Raw genomic sequence first — 23,174 nt, 5'->3', positions numbered from 1 at the left:
CCTGGGGAAGACTCTATGCCACGGGCCGTGCGGTGCCGGGACGGCGAACCCACTGGCCCACTGGACGCGAGGCGGGCTCGCCGCGCGTTTGAACCTGCTGGCCTCGGACGTACGTGCGCTCCACCACGCCCACCAGCGGGCGGCCCGTGTACGGCGTGAGCGAGTGGCGATGCAGCACGCGCGAGGGCTCCGGTGTGAAGGATGCCTCGGGGTCGAAGACGATCAGGTCCGCGTCCGCGCCGGGCGTGAGCGAGCCCTTCACGCCCTCGAGGCCGATGAGCCGGGCCGGGTTCTGGCACATCCACCGCACCAGGGACTCCAGGCCGTGGCCACGGGCGCGCATCCCCGTCCACACGGCGGGCAGGCTGAACTGGAGCGAGGCGATGCCGCCCCACGCCGCCGCGAAGTCCCCCTTGTCCAGGTGCTTGAGGCCCGGGGTGCAGGGAGAGTGGTCCGACACCACCATGTCGATTTCCCCACGCGCCAGGCCCGCCCACAGCTTCTCGCGGTTCTCCGCCTCGCGGATGGGTGGGGCGCACTTGAGGTACGTGGCGCCGTCGGGGATGTGCTCGGCGTCGAAGGTGAGGTAGTGGGGGCACGTCTCCGCGCCGAAGGGCAGGCCCTCGCGCCGGGCGGCGGCGATGTCCGGCAGCGCGTCCGAGGACGACAGGTGCACGATGTGCACGCGGCCCCGGTGCTTGCGGCACAGTTCAATCATCATCCGGATGGCGTCGTCCTCCCAGCGGCGGGGGCGCGACTCCAGGTAGCTGCGGTAGGTGCGCGTGTCGCCCTGGGGCGGACGCTCGTCCGGCGTCATCTCCGCGTGGACGATGAGGGGCACGCCGCGCCGGGCGAGGATGGGCATGGCCCGGTCCAGGTCCTCGCGCGTGACGTGGGGGAACTCGTCCACGCCCGAGTGGATGAGGAAGCACTTGAAGCCGGTGACGCCCGCGTCGACCATGGCGTCCAGCTCGCCCGCGTTGCCGGGGATGACACCGCCCCAGAAGCCATAATCGATGGTGCAGTGGCCCTCGGCGGAGGCGGCCTTCTGACGCAGCGCTTCCCGGCTCGTCGTGGCGGGAATGGAGTTGAGCGGCATGTCCACCACCGTGGTGATGCCGCCCGCGGCAGCGGCGCGCGTGGCCGTCTCGAAGCCCTCCCACTCGGTGCGGCCGGGCTCGTTGATGTGCGCGTGGCAGTCCACCACTCCGGGCATGAGGACCTTGTCGCCCAGGTCCTCCACGCGCAGGCCCGCAGGCACGTCCGCCGGTGCCACCACCGCCGCCACCTTGCCGTCCCGAATCACCACCGCGGCCTCGCGCACGCCACTCCCGGTGACGACGCGCCGGCTGCGCAGCACCTGCTCTCCACTCATGGCTCGAACTCCTTGACGTCGTAGCTCATCAGGGACTCGAAGTACGCGTCCTTGTCATCACAGTAGAGCTGCCGCGTGATGCCCGACACCAGCTTCGGAAGGCTGTACTTCATACCGGAGATGCTCGCCCCGCCGAAGCCCAGGGAGAGCAGGCACCCGAAGGTGTAGTTGAAGACGGAGCCGAGGTACGGCGCTCGGCCGGGCACCTTCTCCTGGAACTCGAAGCCGGGGCCCAGGTACGGGTGGCGCGCCAGGTCGCTGTGGGCCTCGGCGGGCGGCGGCGTGTAGCGGTCCTTCCACAGCGCGATGTCCTCGACGAGGTTCGCCAGCTCTGGGCGCAGCGACAGGTCCGTCACCGTGCCACTGCCGATGATGAGCTTGTCGAAGGTGAACGTGCCGTGCGGCGTGGTGACACGGGCAGTGCCAGCCTCGGCCCGCACGTCCTGCCACGGGCTCTCCCCGTGGAGGTGGAAGCTCGGGAAGGCGCGCGCCCGGTGGTACGTGTCGTGCGGCGGAAGCTGCCCCATCTCCAGGATGCGGCGGATGAAGCGCCAGCGGTCCGCGTCCGGCAGGTCCGCGTGGTGCTTGAGGAAGCCGACGAACTCTGCCCAGCGGTACGCGTTCACCGTGGGCAGCGTCTTGCGGCGGTAGAAGAGGTGCACCTCGGCGGCGCCACGCTCCAGCGCCACGGAGGCGTTGTCGAAGGCGGAGGCGCCCGCGCCCAGCACGCCGATGCGCTTGCCGCGCAGGGCCTCGAAGTCGATGTCGTCGCGCGTATGGGCCCACAGCTCGCGCGGCAGGCGGGTCACCAGCGAGGGCGCATCCCAGCGGCCCGAGCCGTCGATGCCGGTGGCGAGCACCACCTTGCGTGCGAGGAGCGTGTCCGGCTGGCCGCCGCCATCCGTGGGCTGCACGGGGACGGCGAAGCAGCGGTCCTCGGCGCGCCAGGAGATGGCGCCCGCGCGGGTATGGCAGCGCACGGGGATGGCGAGGAAGCGGCGGTACCAGTCGAGATAGTCCGCCCACAGCTCCTTGGGGATGAGGCCGAGCTGCTGCCAGGCGGGCTCGCCATACTGGGCCTCGTACCAGCTCTGGAAGCCGAGGTTGGGGAGGTTGTGGTCAGGGCCGGTGAGGTGCTTGGGCGTGCGCAGCGTGTGCATGCGCGCGAACGTCTTCCACGGCCCCGCGAGCCCGGGCGGGCTGTCGTCCACGACGAGGAGGTTCGTCACCTTCTCGCGCATCAACCCGAAGGCCGCGGCCAGCCCGCTCTGCCCTCCGCCGATGATGAGCACGTCCAGGATGGGCGACCCCTCGCGCGTACGCCGGGGCAGCACCCAGGAGCGCTTGGGGTATTCGAGACGCTCCAGGTCCTTGCGGAGCGAGGCTTCGAGCGCGGCAAGTCCAGGTCCTGACTTCGCGACGGGACTCGGAGGCGACAGGGAGTGCATGGGGTAGTCAAATCACGCCCGGCCCCCTCTTCGCCAACGGGGAGCGACAGGAGCTGACGTTCCCCCCTCGGAACGGGCCAGGGCCAGCCCGGCCCCCGGCTGCCCGGCCGGACGGAGGAAGTGACAGCGGTCAGCGGTCGCGCAGCGGCGGAGTGCCCGCCCGGTGCTCCTCGCCGGACTCCACCGGCCTGGGCCACGACGACGGAGCCTCCTCCGGCTGGTAGCGCTGCACCTCGCGCACCACGAAGAAGGCCGCCGCGGACAGCACGCCGATGTCGTCCAACCACCCCAGGACGGGGAGGAAGTCCGGAATCGCGTCCACCGGGCAGACGAAGTAGATGACGGCGAACAACCCCGCGAGCCTCCGCCACAGCGGCACGCGCGGGTCTCGCACGTAGCGGAAGAACCGGGTCCCCATTGCTCGAAGGCCAGCGACGTTCATGTCCTCTCCTACGGATGGAGGCCGGGTTCCATTGCGACTCCCCACCGTAGGCGCCCGGCCGCTCGTGGGGCAAGCCGCTCCTCCGCCGAGTGTCCTCAGTGGGCCCCCGGGGTGCGCGGGGGTGTGTCCTTCCCGTCCCCCGCCGCCTGTGCGCCCCCGAGCAGGTGGAAGGGAGGGCTCTGATCGAGGAAGGCCTCCATCAACTGCCGCCGGTACGGGAGGAAGGTGCCCGTGAGCGCCTCCGACAGCCCATAGCGGCGGCCGTCCGGTCCCTCCTCCATCGTGCGCTCGCTCACGTGGACGAACTCGTACGCCTTGGACTTGTTGGGCCAGGTGAGCCCGCCCCCGAGGTTCGCATTGGTGCTGAGCTGATGGCACCCCGCGCAGGAGAGCGTCTGCGCCCGCGCGACGATCTGTGCGGGTGTGAGCAGGCTGCCCATCCGGATGAGTTCCTGCTGGAGCTGGGTCTTCAGCGGGCTCGTGCCGTTGCCGAACTGGTAGACGTAGAGGTTCTCCGTGCCGCTCGAGTTGCTCTGTCCGCTGTCGAAGCGATCCTCGAGTGTCATGGTGTAGTGGAGCAGGTCTGCTTTCGCCAGCGCCGCCACCTGGGACGCGAAGACGTTCGTGAAGTCCCCCTTCAGCAAATGGCCCAGCTTCGCGCTGAAGAGCACTCCCGCCGGGTTGGTCTTCACCGTGTCCGGCTCGAAGCGCATGACACACGAGTCACCGGCGCAGCGCTTGCGTACGCGGAACTCGCGCAGCATCCAGGTGGATTGCATGAACTGATTGGTGCGCACCTGGCCGGTGGCATGGTCCGAGGCATTGCCGAGGTGGTCGATGTGGATGACGGGCGGATACCCGTCCAGGCCCTCGAAGTAGAAGCGGTGCAGGGCCTCGGCGCGCACGGCCGGGTCCGGCTCCTGGGAGAGGTTTGCCCAGAAGACCACCACTCCGCGGCACCCCCGCAGTCCCTGCTCCGGATACGGGTTGGGCAGCACCCCCTCGAAGGCAATCAGGTTGCGGCTGCGTGGGTTCGCGATACCCGAGCGGCGCGCGAAGACGATGCGGTACTCCCCACAGTCGCTCCCGTCCTCGGCCGCCAGGTCGAAGCGGTTGAAGAGTCCGATGGGCACATACGCGGCGTGATTGATGTCGACCGAGTCGAAGGGGTTCTCCATCGCCTGACGTCCCTCCTCTCGGGGGCAGGCGTAGGCGAAACCGTTGAAGCCCGGTTGGCCATCCGGAAGCGGTTGGTCATTGCAGTGCGAGCCGCCCAGGCCCAGTCCTGGCGCCGCACGCTGCGAGTCCCACCACTCCTGGTAGAGCTGAAGCCCCGTGAGGCCCGGAATGCCGCTCTGCTCCGCGAGCCGGTTCATCACCTCCTCGAAGCTGAAGCGCGACAGGATGACCTCGTCCGTGACCGCCAGCGAGCGCCGGGAATCCAGGAGTGACATCTGCGCCGGACTCGCCAGGGCCTGCGGGCCGCCCATGGGCAGCAGCCCGATGCCGCGGCGTTCCGGGTGGAGCGACACCCGTGGAGTGGCGGAAGCGGGTGACGACTCCTCTGTCACACCGCAGGCCGAAAGAGCCATGACACCTGTCACGGCCAGGAGAAAGAACGAACGCATGGGACCCCCCTCATGCGGGCCGCCCAGGACAACGGCAGTGCGTGCCCGCCTCCAGAACATAAGACCGCAGGCAAGGCGGGGTTGACCGTCCGGAGCCCGACGATCACCCTCGTGCTCCGGGACAGGTTGTGTGGAGGTCCCTACCCCGCGCTGCCCTGAAGGGCAGCTACGAGTGGGGTGCGCTGGAAGCCGGAGCGTTCTTCCACCGCTGGCATCCGGCCCAGATGCAGCCAAGCAACCCCACTACCGCCATCGCACTGCCACCCAGGAGGCCTTGCATCGGGTGCCGGCATCCAGGCAGCGGCGCATCCAGGGAGAAGGTGGAGCAGACAGGCTCATAGAGCGTGGCCATGCCCATCGACCACCAAGCCCAGAACAGCCCAAGAACCAGGAGCAGCACTGAAAGCCAGAGACCGAGCTGCTTCCGTCGGGCACGCGGAGCATCCATGGTGATTCCTCCGTAGCTCCGGCTCTAGATCTTACCCGGGTCGAGCCTGCGCGGATCCGGCAGAGGCTGGACCTTCGTCGAGCAGCGCTCTTGCACCTCCGCGGCGAAGGTCTGGCATTGATTGATGGGTGTCCAGGCCCCAAGTGGCTTTCCCATTTCCAGCTCGCGATTGACGCACGCCTCATCCACATCCGCGACGCGCTCGCAGATGGAACCGGGACGCTGTCCCTGCCCCGAGTGATCGTTGACCCGTGTCTGCGTCACATAAGGGGAGTCCATCCGGTTGCCAGGAACCCCGCCGTCAGCGGGGCCCATACCCGCCTCCTTGGTGGAAGTCCGCAGCCAGTGGTGCTTCAGGCCAAGCTCGCGGGCACCGGGCAGGTCCGCGGTGCGCTTGCAGAGTTCCACACCACGGCCGAGTGCCGCTGCCGCCTGCTCCTTCTGGCGGGCACGGAGCATCTCCAGGAGCTTCAGCTCCTCGCCTTGAGGCATGTCGGCTCGACTGAACGGCTGAGGCGGCACGTGGCAGCTCAGCTCCCCGGCCGTACGCGTCTGGGCCAGATAGGGCTCAAGGGTATTTGCCGTCGTTCGGGACGAGCACTGAGTCATCAGCCCGGCACCGCTCTCCTTGGTCACCCCTGGTGACGAAGACGCATGGGAGGAATCAACAGCAGTGGGGAGAGTCTGCGTGCTACGTGAAGAGACAGGATCCATCTGGGCTCCGTGAGTGGGAGCCCCTTACGTCGTGCAGTCCGCGGGCCCTTCGCCTTGCTCCTGATTCCGCGGCCTTACGGCACGGAGGAATCCCGCACCGTCTCTAGCTCGGGATGCAGGATCCAAGGATTGGGAGTGCAGATCGGCTGTCCCGACCTATGTCCTCTTGCATGCGCCAATGCGATTGCCGTTGTCATCGGTGCACCGCCACTTCGCCGGTGAGTCTGGACATTCGCAGGACTCGCCGGTATCGCATCGGTCCTGCTCGACCCCGCAGGCCTTCGCGCAGTAGCGAACCTCCTCCGGTTTCCCATCTAGCCAGTGCACGCAGGTGAGCCCCGCCTCGCAATCTCTCGAGCTCAAGCACTCCCAGCCCGAGGGCATGCAACCGCTGAAGAGCAGCGCGAGCACCGCCAGCGCACGCACGCCAGACAACGAACCAAGACACTGCTGTCGCACCGCACTCGGGGTTCCGTGGGAATGGCTCATGACCTTCTCCTGGGTGTGGAGGTTGTCACGGCCCCGCCACGGTCTGAAAACGCGAAGAGGGCCAGGGGAGGATGACCCTCGCCCCAGCCCTCTCATCGTCCCGCCCTCAGAATGAGAGTGGGAAGCTCAGCGGCTCAGCTCGCCTCGGGCTCCGGCTCGGACGGCCCGGACTCCGGCGCGGCCTCCTCGGCCGGCACTTCCGGCGCGGACTCGGCGGACGCGGACGCCTCGGACTCGGACCCGGACGCCGAGGCCTGCTCCGCCTCGCCGCCGTTCTCCTCGCTCTCGTCCGACTCCGGCAGCTTCGAGATGCCCGTCACCTTCTCTTCCGCGCTCTCCAGCGCGATCAGCCGCACGCCCTGCGTGTTGCGGCCAATGACGGAGATCTCCTTCGCCTTCATGCGGATGAGCATCCCGCCGTTGGTCACCAGCATCACCTCGTCCTTGTCCGTCACCTGGACCAGGCCCACCACCTTGCCGTTCCGCTCGGTGGTCTTGATGTCGATGATGCCCTTGCCGCCTCGGCCCTGCTGACGGTACTCGGCCTCTTCCGTCCGCTTGCCGTAGCCGTTCTCCGTCACCGTCAGGATGGTGGTGTCCTTCTCCACCACGTCCGCGCCCACCACCTCGTCACCGTCCTCCAGCGTAATGCCCTTCACGCCGTAGGCCTGGCGTCCCATCGAGCGCACCTCGCTCTCCGGGAAGCGGATGCTCATGCCCGTGCCCGTGGACAGCAGGATGTCCTTCGAGCCGTCCGTAATCTTCACCGCCACGAGCTCGTCCCCGTCGTCGATGCCCAGCGCGATGATGCCGCTGGAGCGCACGTTGGCGAACGCCGACAGATCGGTGCGCTTCACCACGCCGCGCTTGGTCACGAAGAAGACGAACTGGTTCTCGCCGAACTCGCGCGTCACCAGCACCTGCGCCAGCCGCTCGCCCTCGCTGAACTGCACCAGGTTCACGATGGCCTTGCCGCGCGACGTGCGGCCCGCCAGCGGAATCTCGTGCACCTTCAGCGAGTACAGCCGGCCCTTGTTCGTGATCGGCATCAGGTAGGCGTGCGTGCTCGCCACGAAGAGGTCGGTGACGAAATCGTCCTCCTTCGTCGTCGCCCCCGTCTTGCCGCGCCCGCCCCGCTTCTGCGCCCGGTACTCGGACAGCGGCGAGCGCTTCACGTAGCCCGTGTGCGACAGCGTGACCACCATCGTCTCCTCGGCGATGAGGTCCTCGCTCGTAATCTCATCCACCGCGCCGGTGATCTCCGTGCGCCGCTTGTCGCCGTAGCGCTCGCGGATCTCCGCGAGCTCCGTCTTGATGACGTTGAGCAGGCTCGACTCGTTGGCGAGGATGTCCTCCAGCCGGATGATCTCCTTCACCAGGTCCACCAGCTCGCGGAACAGCTCCTCGCGCTGCAGGCCGGTGAGGCGCTGCAGGCGCATCTCGAGGATGTTCTTCGCCTGCTCCTCGCTGAAGCCCGCGCCCTCGTACCGGTGCTCCAGGCCCGAGTAGCTCGGCACCTCGCTGCGGGCGCGCGAGACGAGCAGCTCCATCTGCGCCTTGGCCTTCTCGTAGTCGATGCGCTGCAGGTTCTTGAAGCGCTCGTGCGCGTAGAGGGCGGGCGACAGGATGTTCATCAAGCCCCAGCGCGCCTCGTCCGGGTCCTTCGAGGCCCGAATCAAGCTCACCACCAGGTCGATGAGGTCCTGCGCGACGAGCAAGCCCTCGACGATGTGGCGGCGGGCGCGCGCCTTGCGCAGCTCGTAGCGGCTGCGGCGCGTCACCACGTCGCGGCGGTGCGAGATGAAGCGCTCGAGCAGCTCCTTGAGGGTGAGCGTGCGCGGCTGGCCCGCGTCGATGGCCAGCATCACCGCCCCGAAGGTGGTCTCCATCGGGGTGTTGGCGAACAGGTTGTTGAGCACCACGCCGGCGATGGCATCGCGCTTGAGCTCGATGACGATGCGCATGCCCTGCCGGTCGCTCTCGTCGCGCAGGTCGCTGATGCCCTCCAGCTTCTTCTCGCGCACCAGGTCGGCCATCTTCTCGATGAGCCGCGCCTTGTTCACCTGGTAGGGAATCTCCGTGACGATGATGCTCTCACGGTCGCCCTTCTTGGAGGTCTCAATCTCCGTGCGGGCGCGCAGGGTGATCTGCCCGCGGCCCGTCTCGTAGGCGCGGAGGATGCCCTCGCGGCCGGAGATGAAACCCGCGGTGGGGAAGTCCGGGCCGGGGATGAACTGCATCAAATCCCTGACGGTGGACTCGGGGTGGTCGATGAGGTGCAGCGTCCCGTCGATGACCTCGGTCATGTTGTGCGGCGGGATGTTGGTGGTCATGCCCACCGCGATGCCCGTGCTGCCGTTGACCAGGAGGTTGGGGAACTTGGTGGGCAGGACGAGCGGCTCGGTGAGCGAGTCGTCGTAGTTGGGACCGAAGTCGACGGTCTCCTTGTCGATGTCCGCCAGCATCTCCTCGGCCAGGCGGTCCATGCGCACTTCGGTGTAACGCATGGCGGCCGGGGAATCGCCGTCCACGGAGCCGAAGTTGCCCTGGCCGTCCACCAGCAGGTAGCGGAGGCTCCACTCCTGGGCCAGACGCACCATGGCGTCATAGACGGCGGTGTCGCCGTGGGGGTGGTACTTACCGATCACGTCACCCACCACGCGCGCGCTCTTCTTGTAGGCGCGGTTGTGGGTGTTGCCCAGGTCATTCATCGCGAAGAGGACGCGGCGGTGCACGGGCTTGAGGCCGTCACGCACGTCGGGCAGGGCGCGCCCGATGATGACGGACATCGAGTAGTCGAGATACGAACGGCGCATCTCGTCTTCGATGTTGACGGGGATGAGCTCTCCCACGCTGCCCGGGGGCGGAGACGCGGGAGGTGTTGCCGGCTTGTCGGTGGTGTCGTCGGCCATGAAATCTGAGGTCTGGGAACGGGTCCGCCCGAGGGGAACCCATCTGGGTAGCGTGCCTACGTAACCCCCGGATTTTCTTGCGTCAACAAGGGAAACACGGGGGTGACGGGGGGTAACCAGAAAGGGGGCCCGGAGCCCGCCCGGCCGGGGGGCATCGGACACCCTTTCAAGCTTCGTTTTCTCTCTTCAACGGATGAGCTCGCGGGCTTGTTGCACCAGCTTCACCAGGCGTGACGAATCCCTCCAGCCTCGCAGGGCGGTGGAGCCGATTCCATGCCGCTGGATGAGCTCCCGGAGGACCCCGCGAACCCGCTCGCCGTCCGCTCCGCCCCGGGCCTCGTCCGCCCGCCAGGCCTGCTCCTCCAGCCGGGCCCACCGCGCGGCCGGCCAGCGCTCGTCCTCGGGAATGTCCTGGCGTTGGGCGTCCCACAGCTCGTAGGCCACTTCGATCAGCCCCGCCCGGGTGTCCTCCAACCCCTCCGAGGCAGGCAACCGGACGCGCGGCGCGTACTCGCGCTCGAAGAGCCACCAGAGCACGGTCAGGTACTCGTGGGGCGCGGGCTCGAGCGGGGCCAGCCGTACCTGGACGAGCTGCCTCACCCGGGCCCAGGCCTCCTGGTGCCAGTACTCGGCGTGCACCAGGCGCTCGGGGCCATTGCGCGGTGGCTGGTGCGGCGCCCGGGTGGCCACCTTCTGAAGCTCCGTCACGATGCCCCGGTTCGCGTCCACCCCGGACAGCCGGTTCCACAGCGAGGCCAGCGCCGCCTCCCCCTTGGACCAGTGCTGGCGCAGCTGCTCCCGCTGGGCGCTCGTGAAGGGGATGCGGCCCGAGAGGAGCATGGGCGCGGCGAAGAGCGACTCCAGCAGCTCCCCGAAGGCGGCGGCCTCGCGCAGAGCGGGCAACCGGTCCGGGAGCACCTCCAGCGCGGTGCTCCAGCGCAGGTGGGGAGGCACCACGCGCGGGATGGTGAGCAACCAGTCCTCCAGGGCGCTCATCAGGCTCCCCAGGGGCTCATGGGCGCTGCGCCCGAGCTTGCGGGCCACGTCCCGGGCGAGCTGCTCGCGCAGCGAGTGCACCTCGTGCAGGCAGCGGACGGTCGGGTTGCTGGCGGGCCAGGCCTCGGCCTGGGCGCGGCGGAGCGCGGGGCCGAGCATCGCGTCCAGCGCTTCCTGGTGGGCGGCCACCTCTCGCAGCAGGGGCACCTCCCTCCGCAGCCGCTCCTGCCACCGGGACTCGGCCAGCGCCAGCACCAGGTGGTAGTAGCGCTCCCGGGCGGGCTCGAGCAGCTCGGCCCGGCCCTCCAGGCGCAGGCGGTATTCGTCCTCGTGGGGCGGCACACCCATGGTGCCTGGGAGTATAGCCCCCACGAGGCCCCTGCCTGGAGGTATCCGGGCTCAGCTCGCCTGCGCGATGGTGTCCTTGGGACGCAAAGGGGCGGCGAGCCGCTCGGCCTCGGTGCCCAGGGGGCCTTCGGGGTCCAGCGCCTTCGCGCGCTCGAAGGAGGCGAGGGCGGCCTCGCGGTCCCCCTTCAGCTTGAGGGCAACGCCCACGTTGAGGTGCGCACCGATGTTGTCCCGGTCCATGGCGAGCGCCTCCCGGAAGAGGGCGAGGGCCTCGTCCAGGTCGCCCGCGAGCAGGGCCTCCTTGCCGGCCTGCACGCGCTTGTCCGCGTCATTGACGAGCTCCACCTGGAGCAGGCTGCCGCCGGCCACGGTGAAGACGAGCGCGCGCAGGATGCCGCCCCAATAGAAGGTGAGGCCCTCGGCGGCGGCCACGGCGGCGATGGGCAGGTCCGGCAGCAGCTGCTTGCCGCGGAACTTGAAGCGCACCTTGGTGTAGCGGCCCTTGTTGGCCCAGTGGACGACCTCCCCGCGCAGCTTCGTCAGGCCTTCTTCAATCCGCTTGGGGTCGATCTCGAAGGGGAACGTGGCGCCCGCGGGCTCCCCGGCCGGCAGGGCCTTCATGTCGGGAAGGGGCTCGGCGGTGGGAGCGGACTCCTCGGAGGCGGGGGGCTCCACCGGAGCGGCACGCTTCTTCGCGGCGGCGGGCTTCTTCACCGGGGCCACACGCTTCTTCACGGACGAGGCGCTCTTCTTCGCGGGAGCGGCGCTCTTCTTCTTCGGAGCCGGGCGGACGGCCTTCTTCGGGCTCGCCGGGGCCTTACGGGGTGCGGTCTTCGCCATGGTGACAGGACTCTAACCAGTCGCGAGGCGGGTTGCTCGCGGGTGCCCCCCTCCGGAGGGTGGGTCCATGGCATTGACACGTCAATTGACGCGTCAATGGGTGGCCAGGAGGGCTCCGGAACGCGGCGGGAACGGCCCCTCTCCCTCTGACAGGCCCTCCGCCGGCCCCCTGGCCCGGCGAGTGCAAATGGGTGACGCGTACCCCATCGGGCCCCGTTGCACTGAAGCAGAGGGGGGACCCCAGGAGCACCCATGAAACCAGCATCCACATCCGCCCCAGTGCGTGGCGGCTCCCCGCGCGGAGTGACGCGCCTCTCTCTTTGTACGGCGCTCGCGCTGCTGCTCGCCGTCACCTCGGGCTGCACCCGTAGCGAAGCCTCCGGGGAGTCCGCCCGGCCCGAGACGGCCCAGAGCGCCCAGCCGCTCTTCACCAACGGCAACTTCGAGGAGGGCACGCTGAACGGCTGGACCACCACCACGAACCTCAACCAAGGCATCACCATCCCGCCTGGCAGCATCGCGGACCTCAAGCTCCAGCCGGGCGGCACCAACTTCACCTTCGCCCGGGAGGCGAAGGGCGGTCCGGAGACCGAGATTCCCGCGGGCCTGAGCGCCGCCGAGTCGCTGCGCTGGCCCAAGTACGGCCACTGGGCCGCGGTGGTGAACGAGCTCGGGAAGAACAAGAACGTCAACCGGCTGGTCCAGTCGGCGGCGATCACCTCGAGCGATGTGGACCCGGCCGATGGCAAGGTGCACGTCCGTTTCGCGCTCGCCCCGGTGCTCCAGAACCCGTCCCACACCGCGAGCGAGCAGCCCTACATCTACATCACCCTGCGCAACGTGACGCGCGATGTGGTGCTCTGGAACACGTTCAACTTCGCCAACCAGCCCGGCGTGCCGTGGAAGACCACCGCCGGCAACATCCAGTACACCGACTGGCAGGCCATCGACGTCGCCCCCGGTGACGCGAAGCTCGCCGTCGGCGACACCGTGGAGCTCGAGGTCATCGCCGCGGGCTGCTCGCCGGGTGGCCACTGGGGCCATGTGTACGTGGACGGCTTCGGCTCGTTCCTCCCGGGCCTCTCCATCGCCGCCAGCGCTCCGAAGTCGGCCAACGCGGACTCGGACCTGACGTACACGTACCTCGTCAAGAACTCGGGCGAGAGCGCGGTGGGCAACACCAAGGTCACCATCGTCCTTCCGGACCACACGCAGTTCGTCTCCCTCAACACGCCGCCGGGCGTCACCTGCACCCACGACAGCGCCACCCGCACGGTGACGTGTGACCTGGGCACGATGAACCCCACCGCCAGCACCCAGTTCGAGATGAAGGTGCACATCGACCCCGACGCCACCGGCAAGGTGTCCCACGGCAACTACTCCGTCGGCGGCCAGGGCGTGTCTCCGCTCATCGGGCCCCTGGTGGAGACGGCCCTCACCACGGGCGCCACCTACGCCGACCTCGCCGTGACCCTCTCCGACGGCGTCGTGGCCGTGGGCTGGGACAAGCCCGTCCGCTACACGCTCGTCGTCACCAACCACGGCCCCACCGCCGTCACCGGCGCCTCCATCGATGACGACTTCCCGGCCCAGCTCACCGGCATCTCCTGGACGTGCGCGGGCTCGGGCGGCGCCACCTGCGCGGCCGCCTCGGGCACCGGCAACATCCACACCACCGCGGACCTCCCCGTGGGCGCCCAGGTGACGTTCATCGTGGACGCCAAGGTCATCACCGGCACCGGCTCCGCCACGCTCAGCGACCGCGCCTCGGTCACGGTGCCCTCGGGCATCCAGGATCCGGATGACACCAACAACGTCGCGGTCGACGTCGACGGCATCGGCACCCTCCACACGCTGACGGTCCAGAAGGACCCCGCCAGCACGGGCACCGGCACCATCGTCAGCAGCCCCGCCACCATCAACTGTGGCCCGAGCTGCCCCTCGGCGAGCGCCGACTTCACCGAGGGCTCCCAGGTGAGCCTCACCGCCACGGCCCAGCCCGGCAGCACCTTCAAGGGCTGGAGCGGCGGCTGCACCGGCACCACCAACCCCTGCACCCTCACGCTCGACCAGGCGGCCTCCGTCACGGCCCTCTTCGAGATCAGCAAGTACCCCATCACCACCCACGAGGTGCCGGGTGGCACCGTCACCTGCAGCCCCTCGCCCGTCGAGCACGGCCAGAACGCTACCTGCACCGTCACCCCGACGCCGGGCTACGAGCTGACCTCGCTCACGGACAACAGCACGAACGTCACCTCCTCCGTCTCGGGCGGCACGTACATCCTCACGGGCGTCACCGGGCCCCATGACCTGGAGGCCGTCTTCACGAAGCGTCCGGGCAAGGACTGGGGCAGCGAGTGCTCCACCGACAGCGAGTGCTCCACCGGCTTCTGCGCCGACGGCGTGTGCTGCAACACCGCGTGCGATGGCCAGTGCGAGGCCTGCAACGCGGCGGGCAGCGTGGGCACCTGCGGCGCGGTGACGGGAGCGCCCAAGGGTGACCGTCCGGCCTGCGGCACGGATGGCTCCGAGTGCGGCGGCGTCTGCGATGGCACCAACCGCGCCACCTGCTCCTACCCCAGTGAGTCCGTCCAGTGCGGCTCGCAGAGCTGCTCCGCGGGCGTCGCCGTCACGGGCGGCACCTGCAACGGCGCCGGCAGCTGCGCCCTCCAGACGCAGAGCTGCGGCGACTACATCTGCGGTGAGAACGCCTGCCTCGCGGCCTGCACCACCGACGACCAGTGCGCGGAGAACTCCTTCTGCCTGTCCGGCCAGTGCAAGCCGAAGGGCGACCACTCGAAGTGGCTCGTCCAGGGCAGCGGCTGCTCCAGCACGGGTGGAGCCGAGGCCATGTGGCCGATGGTGCTGGGCTCGCTCGCCGCGTTCCTGCGCCGCCGCCGCCGGGAGACGAGCGCGGTGCTCGCCGCCACCGCGGTGGTCTCCGTGCCCGTGGCCGCCCAGGCCCAGAACGACCTGAGCCGCTCCTTCGTCGTGGAGCGCTTCCAGCCGCAGCCCGGCAGGGATGACGTCCTCGGCGTCCAGTCCGCGCGCATCCCCGAGCACCTCTCCTACAGCGCCCGCCTCTTCGCCGACTACGCCAACCAGCCACTGCGGCTCGTCTCCAGCGAGAACTCGCGCTACCAGCGGCTGCTCGTGGGCGGACAGACGTACCTCACGCTCGCCGGCTCCGTGGCGCTGTTCGACCGGTTCGAGATCGGCGCGGCCCTCCCGGTGATGGTGTACCAGTCCACGAGCCCCGCCGGCATCGTGGACCCCCAGCTCCAGGCGGGCATCCCCACCGCGGCGCCCTCGGACCTGCGCCTGTCGGTGAAGACGGGGCTGGTGCGCTCCGAGGACTTCGGGCTCGCGCTGTCGCTGCCCTTCTCCTTCCCCACCGCCCCGAAGGACTCGTACCTGGGCGGCGGGAGCGTCACCTTCAACCCCACCCTCGTGGGTGAGTGGCGCGGCCCCCGCGGCTCGGCCCTCATGGCCAACGCGGGCGTGTTCTTCGGGCGTCCCCAGCAGTTCCTCAACCTCCACCTCGGCACGGCGCTGACCTACGGCGTCGGTGGCAAGGTGGACCTCGTGCCCCGCTGGAAGCTCTCCCTGCTGTCCACCCTGGCCGGCGAGGTGGGCCTGTCCAAGGTCTCCGTCCCGACCAGCCCCCTGGAGCTGTTGCTCGCCCTGCGCTGGGGTTTCGTCAAGGACCTGGAGATGACCCTGGGCGGTGGCCCCGGCCTCACCAACGGCTTCGGCACGCCCCGCTACCGGCTGCTCGCGGCCCTGAGCTACGCGCCCTCCAGCACCCCACGCCCAGCGCAGCCGGCTCCGACGCCCATCGTCACCGCCCCGCCTCCCCCGCCGCCTCCTCCGCCCCTCGTGGCGCATGACGACGAGGGCCAGGTGCTCGCGGGCAAGTCCATCACCCTCGACCTCCTGAAGAACGACGAGGGTCTGCCCGGCGAGTCCCTGCGCGTGGCCGAGGTGGCCACCGCCTCGGGAGGCCTCGCGGAGATCACCCCCGAGGGCACGCTCCGCTACACCGCGAAGGGTGACTTCTCCGGCCGCGACACGTTCACCTACCGCGTCGCGGGCAACCCCGAGCGCTCGGCCACGGCCACGGTCGTGATGAACGTCCAGGCGCCTCCGCCGCCGCCTCCTCCTCCCGCGCCGCCGAAGGTGGTCGTCGTCGAGAAGGGCAAGCTGCGCACGCTCGAGAAGGTGTACTTCGCCACCGCGAAGGACAACGTCATCCCCGAGTCCGAGCGCATCCTCGACCAGGTGGCCTCGGTGCTGGAGACCAACCCCGACATCAAGAAGCTGCGCATCGAGGCCCACACGGACTCGGCCGGCAAGGCGTCCTACAACAAGGACCTGTCGGAGCGCCGCGCGAAGTGGGTGCGGGTGTACCTCATCCAGAAGGGCATCTCCGCGGAGCGGCTGGACTCGGCGGGCTTCGGCATGACGAAGCCCATCGATACCAACGACACCGCCGAGGGCCGCGCCAACAACCGGCGCGTGGAGTTCGTGGTCGTCGAGTAGCGAGCAGTACCCGGGCCCGGCCGGTACCTCACCGGCCGGAGCCCCCCGGGGCCTCGTCCAGGCCCAACTCCCGCACGCGACGCTGGAGCGCGCGCTTGGAGACCTCGAGCCGGAGCACCATCTGGTCCAGGTCCCCGCCGCACTCGTGGAAGCAGCGGGTAATCTCCTCCGCACCCAGGTCCATGGCGGTACGGATGAGGGGATTCTTCTCGATGAGCACGTAGACGGAGGAGCGGGGAATGCCCAGCCGATCCCCGGTGGCCTGGAGCTCCCACTGGCTGGCGCGCAGGGCATCCAACAGCTCCTGCTCTCCGATGTCGGAGGGCTTGCGCCGGGCGGTGCCCTTCTCGCCGGAAGTCTCGGGAGCCCGGCGGACGGAGGAGGCCGGGACCTGCTGGGGAACCGGAGCGGCGGAGGCGTCCAGTTCCTGCTCGAGCCGCGCATCGGCCTGGAGGAAGGGCAGACCCCGGCTGCCGATGATGAGCTGGCGGGCGACGTTGCGAAGCTGACGCACATTGCCGGGCCACGCGTAGCGAACCAGGCGCTCGGCCAGGAGCGCGGGCAGCCACGGCTCGGCACGAGGGTCCGAGGACGACAGCCGCCCGGCCTCGCCGGTGGCCGCCAGCTCCTCGCGGGCGAAGTGGAGGAAGAGCGGACCGATGTCCTCGCGCCGCTCGCGCAGCGGCGGCAGGCGGATGGTGTAGCCCGCGAGCCGGTGCAACAGGGGAGCGCGGAAGAGCCCCTCGCGGATGCGCTCCTCCAGGTCGGCGTCCGTGGCGGTGAGCAGCCGCACGTTCACGGGCACCGCCGAGTGGCCGCCCACCGGGAACACCTCGCCCGTCTCCAGGACGCGCAACAGGGCCACCTGCACCTCGGGCGGGGCCTCGCCCACCTCGTCGAGGAAGAGCGTGCCCCCATGGGCGGCTCGGAAGAAGCCCTCGCGGTCCTTCACGGCCCCCGTATAGGCCCCCTTGCTCGCGCCGAAGAGCTCGGCGGCGGCGAGCTCCTTGGGGAGGGCGCCCAGGTTCACACTGATGAAAGGGCCGTTGCGGCGCGGGCTGCGCTCGTGGAGGGCCCGGGCCACCAGCTCCTTGCCCGTGCCCGTCTCGCCGCGAATGAGCACCGGCACGTCCAGGTCCGCCACGCGGGAGACATCCTCGCGCACTCGTTGGATGCCCCGGCCCCACCCCACCATGCCCAGGTCCTCCGACGAAGGAGGAAGAGGGACGGACACCAGGTGGAGCAACAGCGCCACGCGCTCGGCGAGCACGAGGGGTACACCCACGGCCATCTGCTCGGGAGACAGCTCCAGGTGGCCTCGGACGGGCGCTCCGGCCACCCGCACCTGCGTCCCGTCCTCCGGCACGAGCAGCCGCACACCGCCCCGGGCCCCGGGCTCGAACTCCACGGGTTTGCGGCTGATGAACGGGTCGGCCAGTGGCAGGGACAGGACGCTACCGGGAAGGCAGAAATCTGGAGCACTGCGCGACAGGAAGACCGGCCTGCCGCTATCCACGAGGGACTCGAGTAGCAACCGTTCTCCGGCGCGCTGGAGTTGGTAGTGGGAGACGAGGGTGAGGGCCGGCACCGTGCGCGGAGCCTGCTCCCTCCTGTCTCGTCGGAGCGAGGCGGTCGTCGAGGCGTCGTCGGACATCTGCATGAAGTTCTTCCGGCCCGGAGGAGCAGCCGGAGAGTCTATACCGCGAGGAGGGCCACGGGACGATGGACGCATCAACCCGGGTGGGCGCGGCGGTGAAAATAGGCCGGAAAATGGGGAGGAAACTCCTGGAGCCCCCCGCCGATAATCCAGGTGTAAGCAGCTTCGCTCCACCCTTCCAAACCTCTTTCCCTCCTGGGAGCTACCACCATGGGCGTCACCAACGATTCCCTCAACGCCATCCGCAGCGCCTCCACCGCCACCTTCAACCAGGGCATCAACCAGGACCTGCTCGCCGGTCTCGAGGGCGCCGACCGCACCCGCATGGAGGCCCAGCTCAAGCTCCAGCAGCAGCAGGAGACCGTCGCGTTCGTCTCGAACACGCTGAAGAAGCTGAACGAGATCGCGATGAGCGTCATCAACAACATGCGCTAGTGGCTGGCGGCCCCTGGCCGCTGTGCTCCGAGCCGGATTCGCGTGGCCACCCCCCAGCCACCGCGTTTCCGGCTTCGTCGTTTTTGGCGCTCGGCCCCCCAGATGGGGAGGGGGTGGGGGAGGTGGGTGGCTACTGCACCCGCGCACCATCCATGTTCGAGTACCCGGAGAACACCGTCCCTTGGTAGGCCCGGGCCCGGTAGAAATAGCTGCCCTGGGGCACCTGCCTGTTCACGAAGGTCGTCACGTTGGGGCCCACCCGTCCCACTTCCTGGAAGTCGAACGGCCAGGTCTCGGGCGAGCGCTCGATGATGAAGCCCTCCTCCCCCTGGGAGTTGTCCGTCCAACGCAGCGTCACGTCCGTGCCGGAGGCCTGAGCATAGAAGTTGACTGGCGCCGCCAGTGAGTCGGACGGGGGAGCGGAGAGCACCGAGACGGTGACGGTGGCCGAGGAGGTGGCACCGCCGTCATCCGTCACCGTGAGCGTGGCGGTATAGGTGCCCGGCTGGGAATAGGTATGGCTCACCGTCGGGCCCGTGCCCTGCTGACCATCCCCGAAATTCCAGGCGTATGCCACCAGGTGGCCCTCGGGGTCCGTCGAGCCCGTGCCACTGAAGCCCACCACGAGCGGCGCCGTGCCCGAGCTGGGAGTCGCCGTGGCCTGGGCCACGGGAGGCTGGTTGGAGGTGGTGCCGCCGGCTGGGATGACGAAGAGCGTGATGCTCTGCGCGGGCACGGTGCTGCTCACGCCGCTGCCCGAAACGGTGACATCCGCCAGCCGGTTGATGGTGTTGGCCGCGGTGAGCTGCCAGCGCCGCGCCACGCCCGCATGAGCGAAGCCCGTCAGATTCAGCGTGATGGGAGTCTCGCCCGACAGCACCTTGCTGACGACCATGACGGTGAGGGCTCCATCGCCGGTGCGCTGCGCGGCGAACGCCGACAGATCATCCGGGTTGGGCACGACGCAGGAGACGCTCACGTCCCCGAAGGTCGACTTGAGGCCGTCATAGTTGCGGTACATCTTCATCGCCTTGTAGGTGGGCGTGCTGGAATTGGGCGACTCCCACCGGACGCCGTAGTCGAGCCCCTCGCGCCCGAAGATGCCGAGGATGTCGGCCTGCGCGGTCGCCCCGTTGATGTGGGCCTCCGCGCCCCAGTTGTACTCCGTGACGCCCACCTTCAGCCCCGGGTAGTAGGTCCCCACCCAGTTCTTCAAGCGGGGAACCAGCATGACCTTGTCCTGGATCCACGACTCGTCGATGTAGTTGGGGTCCCACAGCGAGCGCGTCGAGCGGTTGCGCCTCTGCTGCATGCTCGTGGAGGTGTCGCTGCTAAACTCGCCGCCCTGGGGGTAATAGTGGACGGAGAGCACGTCCAGCAGCCGCCGCCCGGTGGCCTGCTCGTTCTGGCGGAACTGGTCGAGCAGCCACGGCACGTAATACCAACCCCCGTGGTTCTCCCGATCCGGAAACCGGGTGTACCCGGTCTGGGGAGCGTACTGATGGTCGTACCCGCTATAGAGGTAGCCGCTCCAGCCCCACTCCTCCGGGCCGAACACGAGCGCCCCCGGGTCCGTGTCCTTCACCATGGCCGCGTAGGCCAGGTGCTTGTCGCGCACCTCGTCCATGGTGGCCCCCGTGGGATGGACGTCGCGGTGGGTGGAGTGCCAGAGGCTGGGCTCGTTATCCATCAGGTAGTAGCGAACCCCGCCGCTCGACGCCGTCCCCCAGCGCTGGAGCAGGTGGAGCACCCAGCCCTTCTGGAAGAGCGGGTCCGCCGACATGTTGGCATCGTTCGGGTCATTGGTGACGAACCGCCCGTCGGGCAGGGTGCCGTTACCCGCATCGGGGTACCACGCCCAGTCCCTATCCGTCTGCGGGCCGTACTTGCTGATGGAGTAGCTACAGGTCCTGGAGCGGTTGGAGTCGAGCCGAGCCACCCAGCCCACCATCGGCACGGTGATCATCGGCTCGGCGCCCACGGTCCGGGTGCTGGCGATGAAGGCATCCACCTCCCCGCCCGGCTCCGGACTGGAGTACGGCTGACTCTCGAAGTACCAGTCGTTGGCACGGTTGGAGGCATTGAGCTGCCAGTTGTACCGGGAGCTGGCATTGCCCCCGTTGCGGTGGAGCGGAGCGTTGAGCTCGTCCAGCTCGGACTGCTGCGCGAACGCCACCCCGTAGATGAGGGGACTGATGGCATGCCTGCCAGCGCCCACGTTGATGTCGACCCTCACGGCCGGGTTCTGCGCCAGGGCGGGAAGCGCCACGAAGAAGAGCAGCCCCCCGAACCACCTCGCGAGCCCGGCTCTTCCCCGGCCCGGCCCGACCTGGAGCACGGACAGCCGCTTCGCACACGAATCCCGTCGTTGTCGCCACACCATCTCCCCACCCTCCCCCATGAGCAAAGCCCATGACCCGTCAGTGATTGGGCGAAGGGTGGGGAGATACGACGAGGGCTACAACCAGCCCTCCAGGCCTGCCCGATGACGTGGGAAGTTGTGGGTTTACGGAGGATGCCCCTCTTCCCGGACGGCCTTCCTGCCCGAGGAGGGCAGGCATTTGTCTTTCATCCACTTTCGACGAGGAGCTAGTTCGTCACCTGGGTCAGCAGGAGCTTCTGGTTGTCGTAGCCGTTGCAGGTCCACTGGAGGATGGAGCCGCCGTCCTGCTGGTTGAAGGCATAGACGTCCAGGCACTTGCCGCTGTGTTTGGCCCGGAGGCTGTGGGAGCCGTCGCCGAGGTTCACCAGCGAGAACTTCTGGGCATCGCTGCCGTTCCAATCCCACTGCTGGACCTTGGCGCCCTCCGCCGTGGACGCGTTGAGAATGTCGACGCACTTGCCGCTGTGCTTCGCCACGACGAAGTAGTAGCCGTCGGGGGTGGCGCGGAAGGCGAACTTCTGGTTGTCGCCGCCCCCCGCACTCCACTGCTGGATCTCGACTCCGCTGTCGGTGCTGGCGTTCATGACGTCCATGACCTTGCCGCTGTGCTTGAAGGCGAGCCTGTACATCTTGTCCGACTGATCCTTCAGCACGGAGATGTAGCCGGTGTTGTCGGCCACGTGGTCGATGTGGAAGCTGACGAGGTCCTTGCTGCCGTTGTTGTCGAAGTCGTAGACGGCGACGTCCGCGCCTTGCGTGGTCTCACCGACACGCGCGTTGAGCGTGCGGGCGGTGGTCTCCTTCGCGGAACCCGAGCCGCTCCAGCCCGACGTCACGGCCCCTGTCGACGACGAGAGATCGTAGCCGACCTCGTAGACGTGGGTGTCGTCGCCCGACGGATCGTCGACCCACGAGACGACGAGGTCGGGCCTGCCGTTGCCGTCCATGTCGGCGACGTCGAGGCCCAGATCGGCGGTGGTGTTGCCGACCCAGCCGGGCTTGGTGGACGCAGCGCTGTACGAGCTGATGGCGCCGCTCGTGCTGAGATCCCAGCCGACGCTGTAGTAGATGGTGTTGGCGCCATCCGGGTTGTCGACGGTGGCCACGACCATGTCGAGCTTGCCGTTGCCGTTGAGGTCGGCCAGGGCCACGTCGGCGCCAGACGTGGAGCTGCCGTGGAATCCACCGGTGAAGGCATAGGGAGCGCTCCAGGACGTGACGGTGCCGCTCGTCGTGAGGTCCCAGCCGATGCGGTACCAGGTGGTGTCCTGCCCACTCGGAGCATCCACGTGGACGACGATGAGCTCCGGCCGGCCGTTGCCATTGAGGTCACCCACGGCGATACCGGCGCCGCTCGTCGAATTGCCCCACCAGCCACCAATGGAGTAGGGGCCGCTCCAGCTCGTGGGTTGGTACTTCGTCCCCGCGCCATTGGAGAGCGCGACGTTGCTGACGTTCCAGCCGATCCGGTAGTAGCCGTTGTTGCCCCCGCTCGGATCATCCACGTGGAAGGCGATCAGCTCGGGCCGGGGGTCGCTGTCGAGCTGGGTGACCGCGATGCCACCGCCCGCGTTGGCGCTGCCCCACCAGCCGGAGACCATGCTGAATTCCGTCACGCCGTCGTAGATGGACCTGACCGACTCGAGGTCCCTCGTGCTGAGCCCATCCCGTTGGCCGATCGTCACCCCGGAGGTGAGCGGGGTGATGGTCTCCGCGCCGTTGATGCCGAACGCATCGCGCGAGTAGTGCATGATCGAGCCGTAGTCGTACGCCCCGACGTCCAGGCCGTCATAGCCACTGGCCGTATAGGTCTGGAAGTTGTGCGAATAGCCGGACTGGATGTTCCCCCAGTTGATGGTGACGTAGCTGTCGCGATCGGCACGCATCTGCTCGTGCCACAGACCCACTGCATGGCCGATCTCATGGATGGCGTTGCCGGTGGAGCAGCCGCTGGCCAGCTCGATGGTCTGCACGCCCCCCACCTTGCCCACGGACGAGCTGCAACCGGAGCCCGACGCGAACCTCACGTAGTCCGACTCGGTCGTGCGGGCGACGAACCGGAGGTTCGTCTTCGAGGTCCAGTGCGCGATGGCATCGGTGACGCGCGACTGGCTGGGCAGCGCCGAGTCGATCACATAAGGAACCACGCCATTGGGCCAGCGCGCCGAGGCGTATGCGCGGGCCGCGCCGCTGGCGCTGCGCTCGTCCGGCGAGGTGACGAGGGCCAGCGGAACCACGATGTCCCCCTCGATGACCGCCTTGCCGTTGATCTCCTCATAGGCCACCGGCCGCGGGCCCTGCTCCGTGCGCAGCGAGCCGGTCCGGCGCACTCCGGACCGGCCCGGGTACGCGAGCTCGGCACCCCCAAACGTGGAGGGCGCGGTTTCTGTCCCATTTTCAACGGTGGCGGTGCCATCGCAGGCGGCCTGGGTGGTGACAGCCAGCACGCCAAGGCTCGCGGCCAGGAGCGTGGAGTGGAGCGTCTTCAGAGCCTTCATCTCTCGTGTCCTCAGTGGG

General features: G+C 68.8%; 13 protein-coding genes. 2 read left to right on the top strand and 11 right to left on the bottom strand.

What is annotated here, in order from left to right; genetic code table 11:
* Positions 1-13: 13 nt before the first annotated feature.
* The 8 genes from allB to DAT35_RS21255 all read right to left on the bottom strand — a co-directional run bounded on the left by allB (position 14) and on the right by DAT35_RS21255 (position 11,640).
* The gene (allB, locus tag DAT35_RS21290; protein WP_108068947.1) at positions 14-1,375 is read right to left on the bottom strand and encodes an allantoinase AllB; all 1,362 of its coding nucleotides are present in this window, start codon (positions 1,373-1,375) and stop codon (positions 14-16) included.
* Positions 1,372-2,823 carry an FAD/NAD(P)-binding protein gene (locus tag DAT35_RS21285; RefSeq protein ID WP_108068946.1) on the bottom strand — a complete coding sequence of 484 codons (1,452 nt, stop codon included), beginning with the start codon at positions 2,821-2,823 and terminating at the stop codon, positions 1,372-1,374. The genes allB and DAT35_RS21285 overlap by 4 nt, the downstream gene beginning before the upstream one ends.
* A gap of 130 nt (positions 2,824-2,953) precedes the next feature.
* The gene (locus DAT35_RS21280) at positions 2,954-3,265 is read right to left on the bottom strand and encodes a YkvA family protein (RefSeq protein WP_233261616.1); all 312 of its coding nucleotides are present in this window, start codon (positions 3,263-3,265) and stop codon (positions 2,954-2,956) included.
* A gap of 95 nt (positions 3,266-3,360) precedes the next feature.
* The gene (locus tag DAT35_RS21275) at positions 3,361-4,893 is read right to left on the bottom strand and encodes a hypothetical protein (protein WP_146209816.1); all 1,533 of its coding nucleotides are present in this window, start codon (positions 4,891-4,893) and stop codon (positions 3,361-3,363) included.
* Between the two features lie 472 nt (positions 4,894-5,365).
* Positions 5,366-5,833, bottom strand: a complete 468-nt coding sequence (locus DAT35_RS21270) for a hypothetical protein (protein ID WP_108068943.1) — start codon at positions 5,831-5,833, stop codon at positions 5,366-5,368.
* Positions 5,834-6,678: 845 nt separating this feature from the next.
* Entirely contained in the window at positions 6,679-9,456 is a 2,778-nt protein-coding gene (gyrA, locus tag DAT35_RS21265) for a DNA gyrase subunit A (protein ID WP_108068942.1), read from the bottom strand.
* Positions 9,457-9,642: 186 nt separating this feature from the next.
* Entirely contained in the window at positions 9,643-10,800 is a 1,158-nt protein-coding gene (locus tag DAT35_RS21260) for a hypothetical protein (RefSeq protein WP_108068941.1), read from the bottom strand.
* A gap of 51 nt (positions 10,801-10,851) precedes the next feature.
* Positions 10,852-11,640, bottom strand: a complete 789-nt coding sequence (locus DAT35_RS21255; protein WP_108068940.1) for a tetratricopeptide repeat protein — start codon at positions 11,638-11,640, stop codon at positions 10,852-10,854.
* A gap of 252 nt (positions 11,641-11,892) precedes the next feature.
* Between DAT35_RS21255 and DAT35_RS21250 the strand changes: the two genes are divergently transcribed.
* Positions 11,893-16,182: an OmpA family protein gene (locus DAT35_RS21250; protein ID WP_108068939.1), complete on the top strand. Its 4,290-nt coding sequence runs from the start codon at positions 11,893-11,895 to the stop codon at positions 16,180-16,182.
* A 28-nt stretch (positions 16,183-16,210) separates the two neighbouring features.
* Here DAT35_RS21250 and DAT35_RS21245 read toward each other — a convergent pair whose 3' ends face one another.
* Entirely contained in the window at positions 16,211-17,842 is a 1,632-nt protein-coding gene (locus DAT35_RS21245; RefSeq protein WP_108068938.1) for a sigma 54-interacting transcriptional regulator, read from the bottom strand.
* A 207-nt stretch (positions 17,843-18,049) separates the two neighbouring features.
* Here DAT35_RS21245 and DAT35_RS21240 point away from each other — a divergent pair, with 207 nt between their 5' ends.
* On the top strand, positions 18,050-18,274 hold the full coding sequence (locus DAT35_RS21240; RefSeq protein WP_108068937.1) for a hypothetical protein: 225 nt from the start codon (positions 18,050-18,052) through the stop codon (positions 18,272-18,274).
* 130 nt (positions 18,275-18,404) lie between these two features.
* On the opposite strand, the gene DAT35_RS21235 is transcribed toward DAT35_RS21240, so the two are convergent.
* Together DAT35_RS21235 and DAT35_RS21230 are read right to left on the bottom strand one after the other, a co-directional pair.
* On the bottom strand, positions 18,405-20,657 hold the full coding sequence (locus tag DAT35_RS21235) for a glycoside hydrolase family 44 protein (RefSeq protein ID WP_108068936.1): 2,253 nt from the start codon (positions 20,655-20,657) through the stop codon (positions 18,405-18,407).
* 206 nt (positions 20,658-20,863) lie between these two features.
* The gene (locus tag DAT35_RS21230; RefSeq protein ID WP_108068935.1) at positions 20,864-23,155 is read right to left on the bottom strand and encodes a M12 family metallopeptidase; all 2,292 of its coding nucleotides are present in this window, start codon (positions 23,153-23,155) and stop codon (positions 20,864-20,866) included.
* Positions 23,156-23,174 lie beyond the last annotated feature (19 nt).

This window comes from Vitiosangium sp. GDMCC 1.1324, from assembly GCF_003044305.1.
Lineage (GTDB): Bacteria > Myxococcota > Myxococcia > Myxococcales > Myxococcaceae > Archangium.
The sequence above is the reverse complement of the archived record's forward strand: the minus strand, read 5'-3'. Positions and strand labels throughout refer to the sequence as shown.

What these genes read in the sequence shown, in the direction of transcription:
- allB (WP_108068947.1), bottom strand. Translation starts at nt 1,375, where the DNA reads ATGAGTGGAGAGCAGGTGCTGCGCAGCCGGCGCGTCGTCACCGGGAGT.
- DAT35_RS21285 (WP_108068946.1), bottom strand. Translation starts at nt 2,823, where the DNA reads ATGCACTCCCTGTCGCCTCCGAGTCCCGTCGCGAAGTCAGGACCTGGA.
- DAT35_RS21280 (WP_233261616.1), bottom strand. Translation starts at nt 3,265, where the DNA reads ATGAACGTCGCTGGCCTTCGAGCAATGGGGACCCGGTTCTTCCGCTAC.
- DAT35_RS21275 (WP_146209816.1), bottom strand. Translation starts at nt 4,893, where the DNA reads ATGCGTTCGTTCTTTCTCCTGGCCGTGACAGGTGTCATGGCTCTTTCG.
- DAT35_RS21270 (WP_108068943.1), bottom strand. Translation starts at nt 5,833, where the DNA reads ATGCCTCAAGGCGAGGAGCTGAAGCTCCTGGAGATGCTCCGTGCCCGC.
- gyrA (WP_108068942.1), bottom strand. Translation starts at nt 9,456, where the DNA reads ATGGCCGACGACACCACCGACAAGCCGGCAACACCTCCCGCGTCTCCG.
- DAT35_RS21260 (WP_108068941.1), bottom strand. Translation starts at nt 10,800, where the DNA reads ATGGGTGTGCCGCCCCACGAGGACGAATACCGCCTGCGCCTGGAGGGC.
- DAT35_RS21255 (WP_108068940.1), bottom strand. Translation starts at nt 11,640, where the DNA reads ATGGCGAAGACCGCACCCCGTAAGGCCCCGGCGAGCCCGAAGAAGGCC.
- DAT35_RS21250 (WP_108068939.1), top strand. Translation starts at nt 11,893, where the DNA reads ATGAAACCAGCATCCACATCCGCCCCAGTGCGTGGCGGCTCCCCGCGC.
- DAT35_RS21245 (WP_108068938.1), bottom strand. Translation starts at nt 17,842, where the DNA reads ATGCAGATGTCCGACGACGCCTCGACGACCGCCTCGCTCCGACGAGAC.
- DAT35_RS21240 (WP_108068937.1), top strand. Translation starts at nt 18,050, where the DNA reads ATGGGCGTCACCAACGATTCCCTCAACGCCATCCGCAGCGCCTCCACC.
- DAT35_RS21235 (WP_108068936.1), bottom strand. Translation starts at nt 20,657, where the DNA reads ATGGTGTGGCGACAACGACGGGATTCGTGTGCGAAGCGGCTGTCCGTG.
- DAT35_RS21230 (WP_108068935.1), bottom strand. Translation starts at nt 23,155, where the DNA reads ATGAAGGCTCTGAAGACGCTCCACTCCACGCTCCTGGCCGCGAGCCTT.